The organism is Shewanella sp. ENK2 (assembly GCF_043568515.1).
Classification (GTDB): domain Bacteria; phylum Pseudomonadota; class Gammaproteobacteria; order Enterobacterales; family Shewanellaceae; genus Shewanella; species Shewanella japonica.
This window is the reverse complement of the sequence record NZ_CP171406.1, coordinates 217,816-240,408: the sequence shown is the minus strand read 5'-3', so window position 1 is coordinate 240,408 and position 22,593 is coordinate 217,816. Positions and strand designations below refer to the sequence as shown.

18 protein-coding genes and 3 pseudogenes are annotated in these 22,593 nt (G+C 40.9%); 17 read left to right on the top strand and 4 right to left on the bottom strand.

Features of this window, described 5'->3' with window-relative positions; translation table 11 throughout:
* Genes ACGEDC_RS01145 through ACGEDC_RS01135 form a run of 3 tightly spaced genes read right to left on the bottom strand, consistent with a single transcriptional unit; the run spans window position 1 to window position 2,549 of the window.
* The gene (locus tag ACGEDC_RS01145; RefSeq protein WP_394495945.1) at window positions 1-477 is read right to left on the bottom strand and encodes a hypothetical protein; all 477 of its coding nucleotides are present in this window, start codon (window positions 475-477) and stop codon (window positions 1-3) included.
* Window positions 478-498: 21 nt separating this feature from the next.
* A complete protein-coding gene (gene mnmC / locus ACGEDC_RS01140) occupies window positions 499-2,103 on the bottom strand; it encodes an FAD-dependent 5-carboxymethylaminomethyl-2-thiouridine(34) oxidoreductase MnmC (RefSeq protein ID WP_394495943.1) in 1,605 nt (534 codons plus the stop codon).
* A gap of 32 nt (window positions 2,104-2,135) precedes the next feature.
* Window positions 2,136-2,549 (bottom strand): hypothetical protein, encoded by a 414-nt coding sequence (locus ACGEDC_RS01135; protein ID WP_394495941.1) that lies wholly within the window; start codon window positions 2,547-2,549, stop codon window positions 2,136-2,138.
* A gap of 265 nt (window positions 2,550-2,814) precedes the next feature.
* Here ACGEDC_RS01135 and fabB point away from each other — a divergent pair, with 265 nt between their 5' ends.
* The 15 genes and pseudogenes from fabB (at window position 2,815) to ACGEDC_RS01060 (ending at window position 18,626) form a co-directional block, all read left to right on the top strand.
* On the top strand, window positions 2,815-4,026 hold the full coding sequence (fabB, locus tag ACGEDC_RS01130) for a beta-ketoacyl-ACP synthase I (protein ID WP_065110650.1): 1,212 nt from the start codon (window positions 2,815-2,817) through the stop codon (window positions 4,024-4,026).
* Window positions 4,027-4,237: 211 nt separating this feature from the next.
* Window positions 4,238-5,404, top strand: a complete 1,167-nt coding sequence (locus tag ACGEDC_RS01125) for a 4-phosphoerythronate dehydrogenase (RefSeq protein WP_394495939.1) — start codon at window positions 4,238-4,240, stop codon at window positions 5,402-5,404.
* A 2-nt stretch (window positions 5,405-5,406) separates the two neighbouring features.
* On the top strand, window positions 5,407-6,423 hold the full coding sequence (locus ACGEDC_RS01120; protein WP_055026119.1) for an aspartate-semialdehyde dehydrogenase: 1,017 nt from the start codon (window positions 5,407-5,409) through the stop codon (window positions 6,421-6,423).
* A 178-nt stretch (window positions 6,424-6,601) separates the two neighbouring features.
* Window positions 6,602-7,438 carry a FimV/HubP family polar landmark protein gene (locus tag ACGEDC_RS01115; RefSeq protein ID WP_394495936.1) on the top strand — a complete coding sequence of 279 codons (837 nt, stop codon included), beginning with the start codon at window positions 6,602-6,604 and terminating at the stop codon, window positions 7,436-7,438.
* Window positions 7,423-10,107, top strand: a complete 2,685-nt coding sequence (locus tag ACGEDC_RS01110) for a FimV/HubP family polar landmark protein (RefSeq protein WP_394495934.1) — start codon at window positions 7,423-7,425, stop codon at window positions 10,105-10,107. The genes ACGEDC_RS01115 and ACGEDC_RS01110 overlap by 16 nt, the downstream gene beginning before the upstream one ends.
* A 128-nt stretch (window positions 10,108-10,235) precedes the next feature.
* Window positions 10,236-11,020, top strand: a pseudogene (gene truA / locus ACGEDC_RS01105) (tRNA pseudouridine(38-40) synthase TruA).
* A 42-nt stretch (window positions 11,021-11,062) separates the two neighbouring features.
* Window positions 11,063-12,355: a bifunctional tetrahydrofolate synthase/dihydrofolate synthase gene (folC, locus tag ACGEDC_RS01100; protein ID WP_394495932.1), complete on the top strand. Its 1,293-nt coding sequence runs from the start codon at window positions 11,063-11,065 to the stop codon at window positions 12,353-12,355.
* A 13-nt stretch (window positions 12,356-12,368) separates the two neighbouring features.
* A complete protein-coding gene (locus ACGEDC_RS01095; RefSeq protein WP_394495930.1) occupies window positions 12,369-12,965 on the top strand; it encodes an SPOR domain-containing protein in 597 nt (198 codons plus the stop codon).
* A gap of 115 nt (window positions 12,966-13,080) precedes the next feature.
* A pseudogene (locus tag ACGEDC_RS01090) lies at window positions 13,081-13,568 on the top strand (CvpA family protein).
* Between the two features lie 33 nt (window positions 13,569-13,601).
* The gene (gene purF, locus ACGEDC_RS01085) at window positions 13,602-15,113 is read left to right on the top strand and encodes an amidophosphoribosyltransferase (protein ID WP_055026113.1); all 1,512 of its coding nucleotides are present in this window, start codon (window positions 13,602-13,604) and stop codon (window positions 15,111-15,113) included.
* Between the two features lie 148 nt (window positions 15,114-15,261).
* Window positions 15,262-15,507, top strand: coding sequence for a DUF2164 domain-containing protein (locus ACGEDC_RS01080; RefSeq protein WP_394495927.1), 246 nt, complete (start codon window positions 15,262-15,264; stop codon window positions 15,505-15,507).
* 93 nt (window positions 15,508-15,600) lie between these two features.
* Entirely contained in the window at window positions 15,601-16,491 is an 891-nt protein-coding gene (locus ACGEDC_RS01075; protein ID WP_394495925.1) for a dienelactone hydrolase family protein, read from the top strand.
* Window positions 16,492-16,832: 341 nt separating this feature from the next.
* The gene (lepB, locus tag ACGEDC_RS01070; protein WP_394495923.1) at window positions 16,833-17,555 is read left to right on the top strand and encodes a signal peptidase I; all 723 of its coding nucleotides are present in this window, start codon (window positions 16,833-16,835) and stop codon (window positions 17,553-17,555) included.
* A 225-nt stretch (window positions 17,556-17,780) separates the two neighbouring features.
* On the top strand, window positions 17,781-18,185 hold the full coding sequence (locus tag ACGEDC_RS01065) for a VOC family protein (protein ID WP_394495921.1): 405 nt from the start codon (window positions 17,781-17,783) through the stop codon (window positions 18,183-18,185).
* A 114-nt stretch (window positions 18,186-18,299) separates the two neighbouring features.
* Window positions 18,300-18,626: a hypothetical protein gene (locus ACGEDC_RS01060; protein ID WP_394495919.1), complete on the top strand. Its 327-nt coding sequence runs from the start codon at window positions 18,300-18,302 to the stop codon at window positions 18,624-18,626.
* Window positions 18,627-18,821: 195 nt separating this feature from the next.
* Here the strand turns inward: ACGEDC_RS01060 and ACGEDC_RS01055 are convergent, their stop codons facing one another.
* On the bottom strand, window positions 18,822-19,004 hold the full coding sequence (locus tag ACGEDC_RS01055) for a hypothetical protein (protein WP_394495917.1): 183 nt from the start codon (window positions 19,002-19,004) through the stop codon (window positions 18,822-18,824).
* A 431-nt stretch (window positions 19,005-19,435) separates the two neighbouring features.
* Here ACGEDC_RS01055 and ACGEDC_RS01050 point away from each other — a divergent pair.
* Together ACGEDC_RS01050 and ACGEDC_RS01045 are read left to right on the top strand one after the other, a co-directional pair.
* Window positions 19,436-21,450: pseudogene (locus ACGEDC_RS01050) on the top strand (DNA topoisomerase III).
* A 204-nt stretch (window positions 21,451-21,654) separates the two neighbouring features.
* Window positions 21,655-22,533, top strand: coding sequence for a prohibitin family protein (locus tag ACGEDC_RS01045; RefSeq protein ID WP_394495915.1), 879 nt, complete (start codon window positions 21,655-21,657; stop codon window positions 22,531-22,533).
* The last annotated feature ends 60 nt before the right edge of the window (window positions 22,534-22,593 follow it).

Here is a 22,593-nt window from a genome sequence, read left to right as displayed (position 1 = left end):
TCAGCCTCTTTTGATGCTAGATAATAATTGGGTGTTTTCTAAATAATGGTCAAGATATGCTTGGCCATTTTTTTGTTGTAATTCAGCTGAAAAACAGTTCAAAATGGCTGTTTCATGTTGTGCGATGATAGTCATGATTGATTGATGCTCAGTCGCAGAGGCTTGCCAGTTACGGTATTCTTGCTCGTAGGGTTTAGCCCAATCATAAAGTGTTTTTAATAACTCTTCCCAGGGAAGGTGTAGCCATTTGCGTGCATCTTGCTGACCTTTTTCAGTCATGGTTACCACGTCAAAGGGATATGTCTCAGGTTGTTTTAATAAGTGAGACAACAGTATCTCCGCAGTGATGCTTTCAACTTCAATTAATTTATCCCACAACGCAATACGCGTGGCGTCTTCTTCAATATTTTTAAATAACGTAAAAAAGGCAATGCCATACAGTTCGCCTAGATACGCTTGATGTATTTGCTGATTCATTGTTATTCCTTTATCGGGGTTTTAGCTAAGCAAAGATTTACCTTTCAATAGTTTTCTTAACCACATTCTATTTGGGTTTAGCATTGCAAACATGTCATAGCTGATCGGTGGGGTTTGATGACAAATCATTGCAGCTAAAGCTTCTGCAGCCAAAGGTCCTGAACTTAGTCCTCTTGAGCCGAGCCCACCTAAAACATAAAGTCCGCTATATACTGGTGCGGAGTGATGACGCCAAAAGTCACGACTGGCTACAGTGAGCTGATGTTGATCCAAAGGCTCGGTATTATATTGATTTAATATGGCGTCAATATCTGGTGCAAGCCCCATCATAGGACAGTGGTCTCTTGTGACCATTCTGACACCCACTCTGGCGTTGTTGTCTGATACATCAATATCACTAACCCAGTCTCTTTGTGGAAAACTATGATGCATTTTTTGCGCATTTTCTTGTTGCTCGCTAGGACAAAAACGTAAGTCATCAGGCGATTTTACATAACTAGCGCCAACACAATGGTGTTGATTATTTTCAGGGGTTAAATAACCATGAGCACAAATAACGCTATTAAGTTTAGTTAATTGTCCTTTTGACGGAATATGGCTTACTTGCCCTCTAAAGCCTGTGACTTGTAGTTGTTTTGTTTGTTGATACTCAGTGAGTTGCGCCCCTGATGCAACAACGACCTCAGAATGAATAAATGATTGTACCGCAGAGTTTTTGTTCGAGTTAGGGGGGCATTTAGGGTGTAAGTCTGAGGTTTGCTCAGTCGTGTTTAACTGCCAAAGGGTTCCTTGACGAGTTAGTTCACTAATTGGGGTATCAAGTCTGATCTCGACTGTAAGCCCTTTGTTTTTCGCAATAGCTTGCGCATAGTCTACGGCCGATTGAGCGAATTGATGCGGACAAATCCAACCAGCCCAAGGGTAGTAAAAGGCAGGCTTATCTATGGTGATACCAGCGAGCATATTAGCTTCACTTGGTGACACTTGGGCTGCAACTTCACTTGGCCAAGCTTGTCCTTGGATGATTTTAGTTAATCTTGCATCGCTACGCTCATCAAACCCCGTTTGTAACACGCCACAAAACTGGTGCTCAACAGCGTAACCTGCATTTTCAAGTTGCTTAAGCCTACGTCGACTGAATAAAAAAGCCTGCTGAAAGTATTGGCTCATTAAGTTGTTATCAGGCGTTAAAAGCGGATAAATAGCGCCTTGTTTATTACCTGAAGCTCCATCAGCAAGCATACTGTCTTTGCAATAAATCGTGACGTTTTTGCCTTTTTCTACGAGCGATAGTGCAAGGTGAGCCGCTGCAATACCACCGCCGATAATGGCCACACTCTCTTTTGAAGTCGATGTATTCGTAGGTTGAGCGCTTGCACTGGGTAAGCAATAAGTGTACTGGCGCTGATGGGAATACCTTAATGCTTTTCTTTCAGCTGCAGGAATGTCGCAATCTGGCGTACTTGAGCGTTCACTGGTATTGCTAATGTCATCTCTATTGCCACTTTGCGCATTGATGATAAAGCCTGATTGACTCGCTAATACTGTTATCGCTGAACATTCAACACGGTCAATTTTCTGCGGATAAGCATAAAAGCATGCATTATCTTTACTTAACCTTCCCATCTGCCAAAACAATTTTTCTGAAATATGGTGATCTATATACTCATTTGAGCTCGTATGAGGAAGGCAATGCCAATACTCAACGGCATCAGCTTCGACACTTTGAATACCTTTAAGGTTATGCTCAATATCACCAAAAAAATATCAACAATGAATTGACCATGATCAAATATGAGCCGCTGACAACCTTGAATATTGGCAATGCAAGCAGTCTGTAACTGCTGTGAAAATTCCGCTAAGTGCTGTGAATTAATCGTTGCTTGATTTTGCGGCATTGCTAAAAATTGACCTAACTCAATGCTGTTAATTGAATAGGGGTCAAAAACACTCAGCCTTACAGGACGTTTTAATTGTTGAGATAATTGCCACAACAACATGATTTCCATGGCGTTACCGAAGCCAATTTGCCCAATCGAGCAGCTTTTAGTTGAGTTTGCCTTGTTGGACAAGACAGTTTCATAATAATGCCTTATGCTTGCTGCATAATTAGGGTTTTGACAGTAACTACTTGGAAAATTAGTCGATATTGTTGCACAATCTCGGGTAACTATAGGGAAGTCAGTGGTTATTTGGGTCAAAGCTCATTACTCAATGTGGTTCAATTGAGATTATTTTACCTATGTTTATTGAAAGCTGACCACTTTATTCGTCTAAAGCGGATATCATTGCGGCAGCAAAATTAGGTACTGACATGTACAAAATGGATAGCAAATAATGAAAAGAGTCGTAATAACAGGTTTAGGTGTTGTTTCTAGCATCGGTAATAACAAGCAAGAAGTGACAGATTCACTAAAAGCTGGACGCAGTGGTATTACCCATTCTGACCAATTCGAAGAAATGAAATTACGCAGTCATGTGTGGGGTGATATTAAATTAAACCCAGCGGACCACATTGATCGTAAAGCGTTACGCTTTATGGGTGATGCTGCCGCTTATGCATACATTGCAATGCAAGAAGCGATCAGTGATGCCAACTTAACAGAAGAACAATATTCTCATCATCGTGTTGGCTTAGTTGTTGGTACAGGTGGTGCTTCGTCTAAAAACCAAGTTCAAGCGGCAGATACGTTACGTGAAAAAAGCGTAAAACGTGTTGGTCCTTACATTGTTCCTCGTATTATGGCGAGTACGGCAAGTGCATGTTTAGCCACACCATTTAAAATTAAAGGTATGAACTATTCAATCAGTTCTGCTTGTGCAACTTCTGCGCATTGTATTGGTCATGCAGCTGAGCTTATCCAAATGGGTAAGCAAGATATGGTGTTTGCTGGTGGTGCAGAAGAATTGGATTGGACCCTAACAATGGGCTTCGATGCAATGGGTGCATTATCAACTAAATATAACGAAACCCCAGAAAAAGCATCGCGTACTTATGATGCAGACCGAGATGGTTTTGTTATCTCTGGTGGCGGCGGAATCGTTGTTGTTGAAGAGCTTGAGCATGCATTAGCTCGTGGCGCTAAAATTTATGCTGAAATCATTGGTTATGGTGCATCATCAGATGGCTACGATATGGTGGCACCTTCTGGTGAAGGCGCTGTGCGTTGTATGCAAATGGCACTTGCTGATGTCGATACTCCGATTGATTACGTCAACACTCATGGCACATCGACTCCTGTAGGTGATGTTCGTGAACTTGAAGCGATTCATGAAGTTTTCCAAGACAATATTCCACCAGTAGCGTCGACTAAGTCTATGACTGGTCATGCCTTGGGCGCTGCAGGTGTTCATGAAGCCATCTACAGCTTATTAATGATGGAAAACAGCTTTATTGCACCTAGCATCAATATTGATACTCCAGATGAAAAAGCGGCTGGCATCCCATTGGTTACAGAATATCGTGATGCAGAACTGACGACTGTAATGAGTAACAGTTTTGGCTTTGGCGGAACTAATGCCACATTAGTTATGCGTAAAATGAAGTAATATATTATCTCATCGCTGGCGTAGGTTAGTGTTTTGATATCGATAAAGCCTTTAGCTGAATGCTAAAGGCTTTTTTATTGCAATTAACCCACTTTGACAGTCAGTCAAATTACCAATTAAGAACACTTTATTTCTTTTTGTAGATAACTGCTGAGTGTCATTAGTTGATAGAATGATCGGATAACTCACATAAATAAGGTCAAACATTAGAATGAACATAGTTGCAGACGAGAATATGCCGTACGTCGAAGCGTTATTTGGTGAAATCGGAGAGATTACCCGTATAAATGGTCGCCAGTTAACGCCAGAGCAGCTTATTGATGTTGATGTTCTTCTAGTCCGTTCTGTCACTAAAGTGAATGCAGAGTTGTTATCACAAGCCAATAAACTTAAATTTGTTGGTAGTGCCACCATCGGTACTGATCATATTGATTTAGCCTTACTAGAACAACGTCATATCCCTTTTACTAATGCACCTGGCTGTAACGCAGCAGCAGTGGGGGAGTTTGCCTTTATTGCTATGCTGGAATTAGCTAAACGATTCAAACAGCCTTTAAAAGACAAAGTGGTAGGAATTGTTGGCGCGGGTAACACAGGTAGCGCACTTGAGCATTGTCTTAATGCTTATGGTATGAAGGTCTTGTTGTGCGATCCATTACTTGAGGAACAGCAGTTAGCGAACCGCAGCGCGACTAATATCAGCGACAAAAATTCCCGTCAGTTTGTGTCGTTAGACACCATTATTGAGCAAGCTGACATAATTAGCTTACATGTGCCTATCACTAAAACTGGACCACACAAAACCTGGTACTTGTTTGATGAAGCTAAATTGAATCAATTAAAACCGCATGCTTGGTTACTGAATTGTTGCCGTGGTGAGGTTATTGACAATCGCGCTTTGATTAAGGTGAAACAACAACGGGATGATCTCAAACTGGTACTCGATGTGTGGGAAGGCGAGCCTAACCCTATGCCAGAATTAGTGCCACTTGTTGAGTTTGCGACGCCACATATCGCAGGATACAGCTTAGAAGGTAAAGCTCGCGGCACTTATATGTTGTTCGAAAAACTGTGTGAAATCTTTGGTCTTGAACACCAAAAATCGCTGTTGAACTTACTGCCTAAATTTAACATTAGTCAATTACACATCACTGACAAGGTATCTGAAACTCAATTACTCACGCTAGCAAGATTGGTCTACAACCTCGCAGATGACGACTATTTGTTTAGAAATAGCTTCCTTAATAACCATGGGTTTGACCATATGAGAAAAAATCACACTCATCGGCGTGAATTTAGTGCATTGTCGCTAGTCAACACGGGGCATTGTGAGGTAGATTGGATGTTTAAATTAGGTTTTTCAGGAGTCGAGCGTTAATTATGTCACAGGAATTTAATGTTGTTGTTTTAGGTGCGTCGGGCGCAGTGGGTCAAACTATGATTGAGATCCTTGAAGAGCGAAAATTCCCAGTCGCAAACTTATACCCATTAGCGAGTAGCCGCAGTGCTGGCGAAACCGTAAGCTTTAATGGTAAACAAGTAGAAATTCTTGATGTGGACACGTTTGATTGGAGCCAAGCACAAATTGGTTTCTTCTCAGCTGGTGGTGACGTTTCAGCTAAATGGGCGCCAATAGCAGCGGAGCATGGTTGTGTGGTCATCGACAATACTTCACATTTCCGCTACGACATTGACGTACCGTTAGTTGTGCCAGAAGTTAATCCACAAGCGATTGCTGACTTCCGTAATCGAAACATTATCGCAAACCCTAATTGCTCAACCATTCAAATGTTAGTGGCATTAAAACCTATTTATGATGCATTTGGTATCTCACGTATTAACGTGGCAACTTACCAATCAGTGTCTGGCTCAGGTAAACAAGCTATTGATGAATTAGCAGGGCAATGCGCTAAATTGTTACAAGGCTTACCTGCTGAAAATAAAGTTTATCCAAAGCAAATCGCTTTCAATGTGTTACCACAAATCGATGTGTTTATGGAAAACGGTTACACCAAAGAAGAAATGAAAATGGTGTGGGAAACTCAAAAGATTTTTGGTGACCACGATATCGTTGTTAATCCAACTGCTGTTCGTGTTCCTGTGTTCTATGGTCACTCAGAAGCAGTCCACTTAGAAACTCGTCAACCTGTTGAAGCTGAACAAATTAAAGCGGTTTTACGTGACGCTGAAGGTGTGGTGCTTTTCGAGAATGATGAAGACTATCCTACTGTCGTAACTGACTCAGCAGGTACCGACCCTGTATTTGTTGGCCGAGTAAGAAAAGATATTTCTCACGATTACGGTATAAATTTATGGGTTACGGCCGATAACATCCGTAAAGGTGCTGCTTTAAACAGTGTTCAAATAGCTGAAGTTCTGATCAGAGATTATTATTAATCTACTATGAATAGAGTTATTTAGACTAAAAAGCCTGCAGCCTGCAGGCTTTTTTCGTTTTACCGCTGTCAGCAGTAGCAGGGTGACTAATTCTGGTTTATAGTCGTAATTAATAAAAACAATTACCTAAAGCCAGTTGTCATGAAGACAACCCGATCGCGCTCAAAGGGAAAGATTGATGATTTTTCGAACCTCTTATTTTGTTGGCATGATGGCCTGTGCATTGGCCGCTGTTTCTGCATCTCAAATTATCGAGCCTGCCCACGCAGAAACGCTCAAAATTACCGGCCCCAATGGAGAAGTTGTCAACGCTCCAACCCGTCAATATGGGCCAACGACTTCTTCGGATACGTTTTGGAGTATTGCCCAAAAAGTTAGGCCAAACCAGAACGTCTCTGTTTATCAAGTGATGGCGGCATTATTTGATGCTAACCCTCATGCGTTCAGTAGTAATAATTACAACTCACTTGAACGTGGCATGACCCTACTCGTGCCATCGGCTGATGTGATGGCACAGATCAGTGCTGCAGATGCTAAGTTACGCGCCGAAAATAATGACAAGAGATTACCCAACGCTAATCCGGCTAAACCTGCAACGAACATTACTACTGCCGTTGAAACATCAGTGCCTGCTACGGGTAAAAAACCATTACAAATTGTTGCCAAGCAACCGACAGCTGAAGAATTGGCTCAGCAAGCGGCTTTATTAGCGCAGCCTGAAATTGACGAGCTAACAGCGAAATTAGAAGACGCGCAAACCAAAGCATTGTCACTGACTGATGAACTTGCTCGCGCTGAGGATACATTATTAGTCAAAGATGCAGATAACAATGCATTGAAAGCAAAAATCCAAGAGCTCACTTTGCAGTTATCTGCAATGCAAGAGGATTTGCAATTACTTACCGAGAAGTATCAAGCATTAGATACAGAACATCAGGCATTAGTTGAAAAAATAATCAGCCTCAGGTTATTGAAGAGCCAACAGATTTTTGGCGCTCATTGTCAGATAATATGATTTTGCTAGCAATTGTTGCAGCATTACCACTGATTATTATTTTCCTCGCTATCTTCTGGCTCATGCGTCGTAAAAATAAAACAGAACCTGAGTCTGCAGCTCAAACAGAGCCTGTGATTGATCAAGCTGGTGAAGAGACCGTATCAGAAGTCGATGATATTGATAATTTAGCGGTTCACTTAGATGAAGATGAGAAATCGCCAGAAAACATTGAAGACTTATTAGATCTAGATAACCAAGATACAGGAGAGCTCACTCTCGATGGTGAATCTGATGCTGATATGTATATCACCGAAGAAGAACCAGCGGAAGAATCTGATGAAGGCACTTCTTTAGATGATCTTTGGGCTGAGGCGATGGAAGAGCAAGAAGAGGACATGCAGCCGCTTGAAGCGGATGAGGATGACTTAGATAGTCTTCTTGAAGGGCTCGATACCAATGATGATGTCATTGAGACTTCATTGGAAGAACCATTACCTGTTGACAGTGTTCCTGCCGACAGTGACTCAGATGAAAGTGCTGCAGAAGATGATATTGATAGCTTACTCGCAGGCTTTGAAGAGCCCGCAGTTAATGAGTCAACCGCAGAAGAGCCAGTACAAATAGATAGTAAAAGTGATACACAAGATGACATCGACAGCTTACTAGCAGGCTTTGATGAACCAGCAATTGAAGAGCCCGCGGTTAATGAGTCTGTCGCAGAAGAGCCTGCTCAAATAGATAGTCAAAGTGATGCGCAAGATGACATCGACAATTTACTAGCAGGCTTTGATGAACCAGCAATTGATGAACCAGCGGTTAATGAGTTTGTCGCAGAAGAGCCTGCTCAAATAGATAGTAAAAGTGATGCGCAAGATGACATCGACAGCTTAGTGGCTGGCTTTGATGAATCAGCAAATGATGAACCAGCAATTGAAGAACCAGCGGTTAATGAGTCTGTCGCCGAAGAGCTTGCTCAAATAGATAGTCAAAGTGATGCACAAGATGACATCGACAATTTACTAGCAGGCTTTGATGAACCAGCAATTGATGAACCAGCGGTTAATGAGTCTGTCGCAGAAGAGCCTGCTCAAATAGATAGTAAAAGTGATGCGCAAGATGACATCGACAGCTTACTGGCTGGCTTTGATGAGCCTGCCGAAGAAGAGTCAGCTGAAATAGATACTCAAAGTGGTGCAGAAGATGATATCGACAGCTTACTTGCTTCAATAGATGTACCTGCAGAACAAGAGCAAGATTTCACTGCAGAGATTGCCGCAGAGCTCGAAGAGGATGTTGCTGTCAGTTTGGATGAATCGTCCGATATTGATGACCTCCTTGCTGATGTTGATACAGAGAAAGAGTTTGCTCCATTAAACAACGACGGATTGGATGTTGAACAAGTTTTGACAGCAGAGCTTGAGCAAATTGAATCTGAGTTAGCCATTGACACTGATAATGATGATATTGACTCGCTTATTTCTGATTTAGAAACGGACTCTGCAAATGAAGCTCAAAATCAGTTTGCTGAAACGTTAGAAGAAAGCACTGCGGTGTCTGAATTAGATTTAGATGAGTTGCTAGCCGATGTTGAAGCAATAGAGCCAGTTTCGGTAAATAATACCGAATCTTCAGGTGAGTTGAAATTTGCACCGGGTGATGAATCAACACTGAATATTCAAGATGATATACAGACCGGTGAGCAGCAAGAGGATCCTTTAGTTGCTGAGTTATTAGCAGCTGAGCATGCCGATCAACAAGTGCAGCAAAGTCATGATGAGCAAGACTCTGATATTGATGAATTGGATGCATTATTGGCTGATTTCAATGTTGAAGACTTTGATATTGATAAGAGTGATTCAGACAAAAGTGAGTTAGATAATAGCAACAGTGAAGTTACTGCTCCAAAGGTGGCCGACACACTTGAGACTGATCTTCATGAGCTTGAACTTAATGAACAAGATGACGTTCCATTATTTGTATCTGATGAAGAAATAAATGAGCAGGACAGCATCTCAGAACAAGATTTTGATGCCATGTTAGCGGGATTATCTGCCGATGAGCCAGATACCATCATCGAACAACAACCTGATACAGAGGCATTGTCGAAAGAGTCAGGCTTTTTCGACGATTTAAAATCTAAAAAAGCGGATGCAGCGAGTCTTGATTGGGAAGCTGATTTATTCCAACAAGCGTCAAATCATCCAGCATCGGAAGCGCAAGTTGATGATATCGATGATGAGACCTTCCAATTAACCGATGACAATTTAACGGTTGATGAAGCGCTAGCAGCCCTTGATGCAGAAGAAAGTAATAATCAGGATGTTAGGTTAGATTCTGATGAGCCATCTGACATGGTTTCAGATACTGCGCTAAATACCTTCGAGCAAGAAAATGGCTTTATCGACATAGATAAATTGTTAAATGATGCTGATGAAGATGTCGAAATTAGCGATCAATATAAAGATGTTGCTGTTGAAATGGGCGAAGTGAACTCACTCATTGGTAATGCTGAAATGATTGATGTTGACGATGAAGAAAACTCAGTGAACGCTAAGTTAGACTTAGCTAGAGCCTACATTGAAATTGAAGATGAAGATGCAGCAAAAGCAATCTTAAAAGAAGTTCAAATTGATGGTAATGAACGCCAGCAAACTGAAGCTGGCAAACTACTTGACGAGATGAGTTAAGCTGGAAATTAATTAACCATCATTCATTCGATTATAATTTCCTATTTCATCACGAACAAACGGCGCTAAATGCATGCGCCGTTTTTTTGTGCTAAAATGCGCGCTCTTTAAATCTGAGGGTAATTTCAATGCGAGTGGCGTTAGGTGTCGAATACGATGGTAGTCAATATTTCGGTTGGCAAAGACAAAAGAAGTTGTGTCTGTGCAAGAAAAAATCGAAGCCGCTTTATCATCAATAGCCAATGAATCCATTGAAATTATTTGTGCAGGTCGAACAGACTCAGGTGTGCACGGTACTGGACAAGTGGTCCATTTTGATACCCAATCTACACGTCAAATGTCGGCGTGGACCTTAGGGGTCAATGCCAAATTACCAGATGATATTGCCATTCGATGGGCAAAAGAAGTCGATGATACATTTCATGCTCGCTTTTCTGCCACGGCGCGTCGATATCGTTATATTATTGATAATAGTGAATTTAGGCCTGGTATATTACGTCACGGATTAAGTCACTATCATTACGCACTTGACCATCAATTAATGCATCAAGCGGCGCAACTTTTTGTTGGCGAACATGACTTTACTAGTTTTCGCGCGTTACAGTGCCAAGCTCGTAGTCCAGTAAGAACGATAGAATTTGTGAATGTCACTCGCCAAGGCGCATTCATTATTGTGGATATTAAAGCGAATGCTTTTTTACATCATATGGTGCGAAATATTGTTGGTACACTCATCGAGATTGGACAATCTAATCAAAAAGTCGAGTGGGTCAATGAGCTTTTGGCGCTAAAAGATCGCAAGTTTGCCGCACCAACATCTAAGCCTAATGGTCTATATTTAGTGGATGTAACTTACCCTGAGCATTATGAGTTACCTAAGCCACCTATGGGGCCATTATTTATGTTGGATTGATTAATCCATCCGCTAATCAATGACATTGAGTTAAGGAATAACATGAGTTCAGTTAGTGACAATCAACCTTGTTCAGCACCGACAGATTCGGCAAGCTTGTCTCAGTGGTTGGATTATCTTTTATCTATTCATCCAACCGAAATTGAAATGGGGTTAACGCGTGTAACGGAGGTCGCTAAGCGATTAAATGTACTATCCCTTCAATCAAAAGTGATTACTGTCGCTGGCACAAATGGTAAAGGGACAACCTGCGCCATGATTGAGTCAGTATTAATGCAAGCTGGCTTTACCGTTGGCGTTTATAGCTCACCGCATTTGTTAAAATTTAATGAGCGAGTGCGGATTAATCAGCAAGATGTTTCTGACAGCGCATTAATAGCAGCATTTAATGCAATCGAAACAGCGAGAACTTTGCCAGATAGTGCCACTATATCCTTGAGTTTCTTTGAATATGCAACCTTAGCTGGCCTGTACTTATTTAATATTGAAAAGCCTGATGTAGTGCTATTGGAAGTTGGGCTAGGTGGGCGCTTAGATGCCACCAATATTATTGATGCTGATGTCAGTGTGATCACCTCGATTGATATTGACCATCAAGAATACTTAGGTGATACCCGCGAGCTAGTCGGGCGTGAAAAAGCAGGCGTGTTTCGTCCTGAATGCCTAGCCATTATCGGCGAGCCTGACCTGCCTCACACGGTGTTAGATTACGCAGCAGAAATTAATGCGAATGTTTATTGTGTTAACCATGACTTTAATTACCACCTTAATGGTGACACTTGGCAGTACATTGGTGCTAATTGTGTCTTTCATAAGTTGCTTTTACCAAAACTGCCGCTTGCCAATGCCGCCACAGCTGTTGCAGTAATAGAGCAAACTTGGCCAAGCATTAGCCCTAAAGATATTATGACGGGTATTGCTAGAGCATCATTAGCTGGGCGTTTAGAGCAAGTACAAGACAGCCCAAAAGTGTTAGTCGATGTGGCGCATAACCCACATGCAGCAAAATATTTGGCTTCTCAGTTACAGCAATATAAACCTGCACGTATTATTGCTTTATGTGGCATGTTAAAAGACAAAGATGCAGCCGCAGTCTTGTCTGAACTGAAAGGCGTTATTGATGAATGGTACTTTACCGATTTACCAGTGGAACGAGGGTTAGAGGCCACTGCATTAGCTGGTATGCTTGCACAACATGAACCACCGCTAAAATCATCACATTTTTCTTCGATAAATCAAGCATGGCAAAGTCTTAATGTAAATATTACCACTGATGATGTGGTAATTGTTTTTGGCTCATTTTACACTGTGGCTGGCTTTAGCGAATTATTATAAAAGGGAATACACATTGTCTGCTCAATTTCAAAATCGTTTAGTTGGAACTGTCGTAATTGTGGCGCTCGGGGTGATTTTTTTACCTGATTTGCTCGATGGGAAAAAACAACGAGAAGTCGAACAATTTACCGAGATCCCACTTCGCCCTGTTATCACTGAACAAGCTAAAGATGATATCGGTGAAGGGTATAAACCTGAGACTTTTGAAGTCGAAGAAATAGCGCAGACTCAAGATTTGGTTAGCTCTTCTGAAGAAGAGACTGTGGAGCAAGCTCAAACTGAACCTGCTAAAAAACCAACGAATACTCAAACGAAGCAAGTGGCTAAATCTGAGCCTGTAGAGAAAAAAGCGACCCCAATTAAAGCGGGTTATACGCTACAACTCGGTGGTTTTAATAATGCCAAAAATGTTGAAGGGTTAGTAAAACAACTGCGACAAAATGGGTTTACCGCTTATACCTTACCTGCAAAACCAATTGATGGCTCGCTCACAAAGGTGTTTGTTGGCCCAGATTTATCGGCCGACAAGCTAAAAACTCAGCAACAGAAAATTAAAAAAATAACGGGTCTTCAAGGTAAAATTGTTAAATACAATCCCCTAGAAAACTAACTATTCACTATTGTTTGGTACAGCGCAAAGTCAATTTATCTAGCAGTGGGTGAGAAAGTTTTCTGTCTCTGTTAGAATCGCGCCGTCTTAACATCTATACCGGATCCCCATCTCAATGGTTTGGATTGATTACGCTATTCTCATCGTCATCGGCATATCAACTGTCATCAGTTTGGTTCGCGGATTTGCCAAAGAAGCCATGTCTTTAGTGGTATGGTTTGCTGCCTTCTTTATTGCTAGCCAATTTTATCAAGATTTAGCCGTTCATTTGACTCAAATGAGCGACGAAACTATGCGAAATGGCGTAGCCATTGCCATCTTATTTATCGCCACACTAATCATTGGCGCGTTAGTTAACTATTTACTTGGTCAACTGGTTTCTAAAACCGGTTTATCAGGCACCGACCGAGTCTTAGGCTTGTGTTTTGGTGCATTACGCGGGGCATTAATTGTCAGCGCGATATTATTTTTCTTGATGCTTTTACCGGTTCGCCAAATCAGGACTGGTGGAAAGAATCAGAACTTGTACCCCAATTTGGTGTGGTTATTCAGTGGTTTTTTGACTATCTGGAAAATACCTCCAGCTTTGTACCCAAAATATAAATATAAAACATCTTACAATGAGGAAGCTTACCCATGTGTGGTATCGTCGGAATAGTTGGTCAGTCATCGGTTAATCAAACCATTTATGATGCATTGACCGTGCTTCAGCACCGTGGTCAAGACGCAGCAGGTATTGTGACTGTTGACAAGAACGCGTTTCGTTTACGTAAGGCAAATGGACTAGTTAAAGACGTTTTCGAAGTAAAACATATGCAACGCCTACAAGGTAAAGCCGGTATTGGACACGTGCGTTACCCAACCGCAGGTAGCTCAAGTGCTTCAGAAGCACAGCCGTTTTATGTTAACTCACCGTTTGGTATTTCATTGGCTCACAATGGTAACTTAACCAATACAGTTGAGTTGGCTGAAGGCCTAGTGAAAAAACGTCGCCACGTTAACACCACATCAGATTCTGAAGTGTTGTTAAACCTGTTAGCAGACGAACTACAAGAAACAAGAAGCTTAACGTTAAGCGCTGATGAAGTGTTTGATGCTGTGGCTAAAGTTCATGCACAAACTCGTGGTGCTTACGCTGTTGCAGCGATGATTATCGGTCAGGGCCTAGTTGCATTTCGTGACCCGTTTGGTATCCGTCCGTTAGTGCTTGGTAAGCACGAAACCCCAACGGGTACTGAGTATATGGTCGCTTCTGAAAGCGTTGCATTAGATGCCGTAGGCTTTGAAGTGATGCGTGATGTTGCGCCAGGTGAAGCGATTTATATCTCATTAGATGGTCAGCTATTTACTCGCCAATGTGCAGTTGAACCAAGCTATGCACCATGTATTTTCGAATTTGTTTATTTTGCACGTCCTGATTCGTCAATGGATAAAATCTCTGTTTACGGTAGCCGTGTAAATATGGGCGCAAAGTTGGGCGCTAAAATTCAAAAAGAATGGGAAGATCACGACATTGATGTTGTTATTCCAATTCCTGAAACCTCATGTGATATCGCGTTAGAAATAGCACGTTGTATGGATCTTCCTTACCGTCAAGGTTTCGTTAAAAACCGTTATATTGGCCGTACGTTCATCATGCCAGGTCAGCAAGAGCGTAAGAAGTCTGTTCGTCGTAAACTCAATGCTATTAACACTGAGTTTAAAGGCAAAAACGTATTGTTAGTGGATGACTCTATTGTACGTGGTACCACTTCTGAGCAAATTATTGAAATGGCTCGTGAAGCTGGCGCAAAGAAAGTTTACTTTGCTTCTGCTGCTCCTGAAATCCGTTTCCCTAACGTTTATGGTATTGATATGCCAACCACTAATGAGCTTATTGCTCATGGCCGTGATGCTGATGAAATTGCTAAAATCATTGGCGCTGACGGTATTATCTTCCAAGACTTAACTGACTTAGTTGATGCAGTTGGCATGGAAAATCCAGAAATTAAACGTTTTGAAACCTCAGTATTTGATGGTCAATACATCACTAACGATGTTGACCAAGCTTACTTAGATCACCTAACACAGTTGCGTAATGACGATGCTAAAGCAAATAGCAAAGACATTGGTACTAACTTAGAGATGCACAACGTTTGTCATCCTTAATTTGACGTGACGTCATTGCATTTGAAAAGCCAGCGAAAGCTGGCTTTTTTGTATCTGAAACCCAATCAAACATTTATGATATAAGATTAAATACAACCTGTTTTTACATCGTTACCCCCACAATATTGTGGTTTAGGAGAAGGGCTTAATGTCTAAAATTGAACTGACAGCAGAACAAAGAGAAGTGATGGTGAATAAGCTTCAACGTTATTTTGAAGATGAGCTAGACCAAGACTTAGGTCAATTTGAAGCAGAGTTCTTGTTAGATTTTTTAGGCAAAAATATTGGCGCGTATTTTTACAACCAAGGTTTACACGATGCAAGGACTATTTTTGAGGCTCGTATAGAAACAATTGATGAAGACATTTATGGTATTGAAAAAGACGTCAACTAACTGAAATGGGAATCGCTATTTACTTTTTTCCTTCACTCCACTAGGTTAGATAAATCGTGATCTGTGTATCATTATTTTGATGGAGGAAAAACAATGTCTCAACCCAAAAGAGATGATATCCCGCAAGAAGCGTTTGATTGGTATGATGAATATGCCCACGGTGGTATGGACCGTCGAACCTTCATGAAGAAGCTGGGCACTTTAGTCGCTGTGGGATACTCCATGAGTGTTCTGACATCTGCGCTTTTACCTAATTATGCTCTTGCTGAGCAAATATCATTTAATGATGCAGATATTAAAGCGACTTATGAGACATTTGACTCGCCACAGGGCCACGGTAAAGGTCAAGGTTATTTTGTGGTACCTGCGAATAAAACAGGTCCATTACCTGTTGTATTAGTGATTCACGAAAATCGTGGCTTAAATCCTTATGTTAAAGATGTCGCTCGCCGCCTAGCTAAGGCAGGTTTTATTGCATTCGCACCTGATGCGCTGTATCCACTTGGTGGCTATCCTGGTAATGATGACGAAGGCCGTGCGATGCAACGATCAATGGATCGCGATAAAATTCAGCAGGACTTTATTGCCGCAGCCAAGTTCTTAAAATCCCATGAAAACAGTAATGGAAAACTAGGCGCGGTAGGTTTTTGTTTCGGCGGCTATATCGTCAATTATCTTGCTGCAGTCGAATCTGACTTGCTTACCGCAGGGGTGCCTTTTTACGGGACACCCGCTAAGAAAGAGCTTCGAGAAAATATTAAAGCGTCATTAATGGTACAACTTGGTGAAGAAGATGAACGGGTTAATAAATCATGGTCTGACTACGAAGCTGATTTAAAGCGTTATAAAGTGCCTTATCAAATGCATATGTATAAAGGCGCCAAGCATGGTTTTCATAACGATTCGACAGGTCGCTATGATGAAGCCAACGCTAAACTGGCATGGGATCGTACCATTAGCTTTTTTACAGAGAAATTAAGTTAACGACTCGTCATTGATGGTGCCACAATAACAGGAAGCTTCGGCTTCCTTTTTAATGCGAAAATTTTGAACGAGTGGTTTGTTTAACTCATTTTCATATTACGACGTATCACTTGTTTAGGTTAAAAGACTAAAAGGTGGTGATATTACTCATTTTAGTTAACCCTAAAAATATTAAACTACTGATTTTATTAGTAAATAATAGTGGCCTTATAATTGCTTTAACCAAGTGCTCAAATTATTACATAAAGTGCATTACAAAAAGTGCATTACATTAAACGGTAAGCGTAAAGCCGCAAGCTTAGCGTTAGCACTAGGTTCATCGCTAAACATAAGGGATTATGATGATAAACAAACTCACAAAGTTGCTAAAAGAGTATAAATCACTGTTAATTTTTATTGCGTTAATGAGTGTATTTAGAAGTGCAGTTGCTGATTGGTATACCGTGCCGACAAGCTCAATGAAGCCAAGCATATTAATTGGTGACAGGATTCTTGCAAACAAAATGGCGTACGATGTTCGCATTCCTTTTACTCATGTTTCTTTATATAAAACTGGCGATCCAGTTCGTGGTGATATCATTATTTTTGACTCCGAGGCTGCTGGAAATAGACTGGTAAAGCGTGTCGTTGGAGTCCCTGGTGACACAGTTTCGCTAAACAACAATCAACTGGTTATCAATAATCAAAGCATTAGCTATCAAGATGATTTAGCACTAACAGGTAAAGCTTCTCAAAATCTTGAATTCGATACTGAGCAAGAAAGCCAAATAATAAGCAGCCATGATTCGCAGGATAAGATTGAAGATTTACTCGGCGTGGCGCATTCAATTAGAGTGAATAAATTTGGCTCAACACGCTCAAACTTTAATGAGGTTACTGTTCCATCGGGTTATTATCTCGTATTGGGGGATAATCGGGATAACAGTGCCGATTCACGAGTGATTGGGTTTGTCCCTCGTAATGAAATCATTGGACGTACAAGGACTGTTGTGATGTCTTTTAATTATGATAATTACTACTTACCGAGACAAGATAGGTTTTTCCATTCTCTCGTCAGTAGTTAAAAGTGGTTGAAAGGGCTAAATAGTCGCTAAACCACTTTACTATTTGTTGACCAATTAATTCAAAATAAGCCACTCATCAATGAGTGGCTTATTTTATTCTGCATTGAACTTAGGCCTGCCAGTTTTTATTTAACTTGTTTTATATCAATAAAATAAATCAGATTTTTTCTAATTAAAGCCGTACAATCTTAGTGATAATTTCACATTCAATTAAAAGGACATTGCATGTCGACTTCCACTCAACAGCAAATCGGAATGATTGCATTAGTCGTTGACGATTATGATGACGCTATTGCCTTCTACACCCAAAAACTACAATTTACCTTGGTAGAAGATACCGATTTAGGCGATGGCAAACGTTGGGTGTTAGTGTCACCGCCAAATGGTAATGGCACCAAGTTGCTATTAGCCCAAGCCAGCAATGAAACTCAACAGCAATCGGTAGGTAATCAAACTGGTGGGCGGGTATTTTTGTTTCTGCAAACCAACGACTTTTGGCGTGACTATAAGTTAATGCAGGCCAATGAAGTGGTATTCAATGAAGAACCTAGGGTAGAAGACTATGGCACAGTCGTGGTGTTTCAAGATTTATACGGCAATAAATGGGACTTACTGCAGTTGAATTCGTAAGTTGACTAAGCGTGTTGAATAAGCCTGTTTAATAAAGCGATAACAGTCCTATTCTAAGCTGCGTTAAATGCAGTGGTTAAGTTTAATATTCGTTTATTGAGGTAATGAATGGGAATGGTGATTGCTTTTATTTTATGGGGTGTGACAGTAGTTTTTTCTGCTATCACTATAGGGGTTATTCATCTGTGCAATAAAAAAGCTAAGCAGCGAGAGGTCAACAGCAAGTACATACTTCATATTGTCTTAAGCTCAATACCATTGTGGTTGCTGATTTTCTATTTTCCTGTCAATGATTACACATCTCATAACGATCTCGACGTACTGATAATGGTATGGTCAACTAAAACTGCACTGACGATATTGAGTCCTGCTGTCACCGCTATTGTTATTTTAATGGTACGTACTATGAAAGCGCAGCAAATGGCCGACAATGCAGATTAGGGGATAAATAGTTTGCACATCGTTCTTTACGACATTGCACTTAATTTATCATTAAAAATAGCACTAAAGCCAAAATACACTCTGGTTAGGAGCTTAAATAGCAGCCATAAAAAAAGCAGTGTTAGCACTGCTCTTTTATCAAAATTCATAGGGCTTTGTTGCCACTTTTAGCTTTATAAAATCAGCAAACTTTACTTAGAAAGTGCTGGTCAGCATATCGATTAACTCAGTTTCAGTGGTTGGCATTTTTTCAAGTTCAACCATTTCTGGTGAGCCACCATTTAACATGTAAGCACTTGTAGTCAAATGATCATGATGAAACCATTTCCCGTTAACGCAGACGTCTGTGTAACACTTCTCACATTGTTTCAATTCCATAACGGGCTCCTGAGCTCAAAATTTGCGATAACTAAACCTATCCCAAGAATTCATTAACAATGATGATCCAGATCAACTTTATTTCAGCTTTAATCATCTTAATTTAGAAGAAACGTTTGTTTTTTGCGGTGTAAAAAGTCAATTATATGGCAGTTGGGGCGATTTCATATTCTTTATGTTTCGGTTATGAAAATAAACTACAAAAAAAACAGTAAAACTCGCCAATTCTAGTTCGTTAACATGCTTGAAGGTAATATTTTGTCGTACAGGCGTCATTTATTGCCATCGATTACCAAACTAAATTTTTTATGGATAAAGTAAAAAAACTTTAAATAATTACTGTAATTGTCCACTGTAATTATATACAGTATCAGCATGATATTAAAAAGCCTGCATTAAAAGGCTTAACTGATTTAAACGGTTTGAATTGAATGATCCTGTATATTGCCGAGAAACCCAGCTTAGGTCGCGCTATTGCCGATGTATTGCCAAAGCCCCATAAAAAAGGCGACGGTTATATCATGGATGCTAATGGCAACTATGTTTCTTGGTGTGTCGGGCACTTGCTGGAGCAAGCTGAGCCAGACGCTTACGATCCAGCCTACAAGTCCTGGCAAATGGCACATTTACCGATTGTACCTGACAGTTGGAAGCTTAAGCCTAAATCTAAAACGCGTTCGCAGTTATCCACCCTTAAAAAATTGATAAAACAAGCCTCAAGTCTTGTTAATGCGGGCGATCCAGATAGAGAAGGGCAATTGCTGGTTGATGAAGTGATAGCACATGCGGGTGTAAAAGCCGACAAACTTGCCCAAACCCAACGTTTGCTGATTAGCGACTTGAACCCTAGCGCTGTCAAAAGAGCACTAGGACAAATGCGCAGCAATAAAGAGTTCGTTCCGCTTTCAACATCAGCATTAGCTCGCAGCCGTGCTGATTGGCTATATGGCATGAATATGACCCGAGCCTATACCATTCAAGGCAAAAAAGTGGGTTATCAGGGGGTATTGTCGGTTGGCCGAGTACAAACACCGGTTTTAGGTTTGGTCGTGAGGCGTGATGAGGAAATCGCCAATTTTGTCCCTAAACCTTTTTATGAAGTACTTGCGCATTTATTAACTGACAAAAATGAATCATTCTCCGCTAAATGGAAGCCAAGTGAAGCGTGCCAGCCATATATGGATGAAGAAGGTCGCGTGTTAGCAAAGGGCTTAGCTGAAAATGTTGTTGGTCGAATTACTGAACAGCCTGCACAAGTGACTAAGCTTGAAGCTAAAAGTAAACGCCAAAATCCACCTTTGCCCTATAGCTTGTCGTCACTGCAAATTGATGCAGCTAAACGTTTCGGTATGAGCGCAAAAGACGTCTTAGATACTTGTCAAAGCTTATACGAGCGCCATAAACTGATTACTTATCCGCGCTCAGATAGTCGTTATTTACCTGCTGAACAACACGGCCTCGCACCGCAGGTGATAAAAGCAATTGTCAGTAATGACGCGACGTTAATTGCAAAAATTGATTCGCCAAACGCTAAGCTTAAATCTAAAGCTTGGGATGATAAAAAAGTCGACGCTCACCATGCCATCATTCCCACTGAAAAAATGGCTAATTTAACCTCTTTGTCGAGCAAAGAAGCGAAATTGTACTCGCACATTGCGAGGCAATATTTAGCCCAGTTTTATCCAGCTTATCTTTATGATGAAACCCAAGTGGAAGTGACCATCGCTGGAGGACTCTTTACCACTAAAGCGAAACAAGAAACTGCAATGGGGTGGAAACAACTATTTGTTTCAAGCCAATCGAGCAAAACAAGCATGAGTAATATAAATGGCCCAAGTGGGCATAAAGATGAAGAGGAACTCAGCACCTTACCTCCGCTCGTAAATGGTCAGCAATTACATTGCTCTCGTGGTGAACTGCTTGAGAAAACCACCCAACCACCGAAGCATTTTACTGATGCGACATTACTTGGCGCCATGACAGGGATTAATCGTTTTGTGAGCAATAGCGAAGTAAAAAAATCCTTAAAGATACCGATGGACTCGGCACTGAAGCGACTCGTGCAGGCATTATTGAATTATTATTTAAACGAGGTTATTTGCAGCGTCAAGGGAAGTCAATTGTGGCAACCCAAGTCGGAGTCGGACTCGTTCATTCACTACCAGAAAGTGCGACCACACCTGATATGACCGCATTATGGGAAAGTAGTTTAGATGCCATTAGCCAAAAGCAATTACGTTACGACGCATTTATGTCTCCGTTAATTACCCAGCTCAATGAGTTGGTTACTCAAGCTGCTAATCAGTTACCTAATGCCTTAGCGGGTGTGACAGGTCCTGGTTACAAAAAACGCCGAAGCGGCGCTAAAACGGGTTATAAACGCAAGTCCACAACGGGTGCAAAATCGGCCTCTAAGAAAAGGCTACCTAAGAAGACGACGAGTTAATTGGTTTTATGGAATAAGCCAAGCAATATAAAGGTATGGCTATTGATTAGCTTAGTGTTGATCGAATAGCGTTACTGTCACTGAGTAACGTGCGTGCGAATACAAGCTTTACAAGGTTCTTTTTGATTTGATGTTGCGATTTTGTTTGTTTTAGGTAATCTAGCGCCTTTAATTTAACTACGTCATTAAATCAAAAGGAAGTTTATGAATATCAAGGATGTTTTTAGCACAGGTTCGTTATTTAAAGCCTTGCCTTTTTTATTATTAATCATTGCAGTTTTTAACTCTTACTACATCGTTATCGAGGGGCATGTAGGGGTTGTTAAACGCTTTGGCGAAGCAATGGATCAACAAAACCCTGGATTACATTTTAAAATCCCATTTATTGAAACTGTCGAAGTCATTGAAGTTAGAACCCGTAAAAATGCGGAAAAAATGGCTTCAAGCACTAAAGAGCAAATGCCTGTAACCATCGAAGTATCGGTTAACTGGACTGTCAATAAAGAAGCCGCTTTAGATTTGTTTAAAAGTTATGGCGGCTTAAGTCAATTTGAACAGCGTATTTTAGATCCTCGTTTTCGTTCTGCGACCAAAGATACGATCCCACAGTTTGAAGCTGAGCAGTTAATTCAAGATAGGGCCAGTGCAATACAAGGGATTGAGCGTCGTTTATCAGAAGAAATGGCAAACTTCCCAGTGGTTGTAGATAACATTCAAATCGAGAATATTATTCTTCCGCAAAAATACATTAACTCGATTGAGATTAAACAAACTGAGAAGAACTTAGCTGCAGCTGAAGAGCATAAGCTTGAAAGACAGCGTCTAGAAGCATTACGTGCGGTGAATACCGCAGATGCTAAAGCAAAAGGTATTTTAAAAATAGCCGAAGCTGAGGCGCAATCAATTCTGTTAAGAGGTAAAGCAGAAGCACAAGCCATTGAAGCAAAGGCGAAAGCTCTTAAAAACAATCCACTAATTGTGAAGTTAACAGAAGCCCAAGCATGGGATGGTAAGTTGCCTAGCACCATGATGGGTGAGGGGGTCATGCCTATTATGGATATTCGTGAGACTAAAAGTAATTAAATCCAGCTCAGTCCTGAATAGCCAATAGCTACAATCGATAAGCGCAATAGTCTTACTATT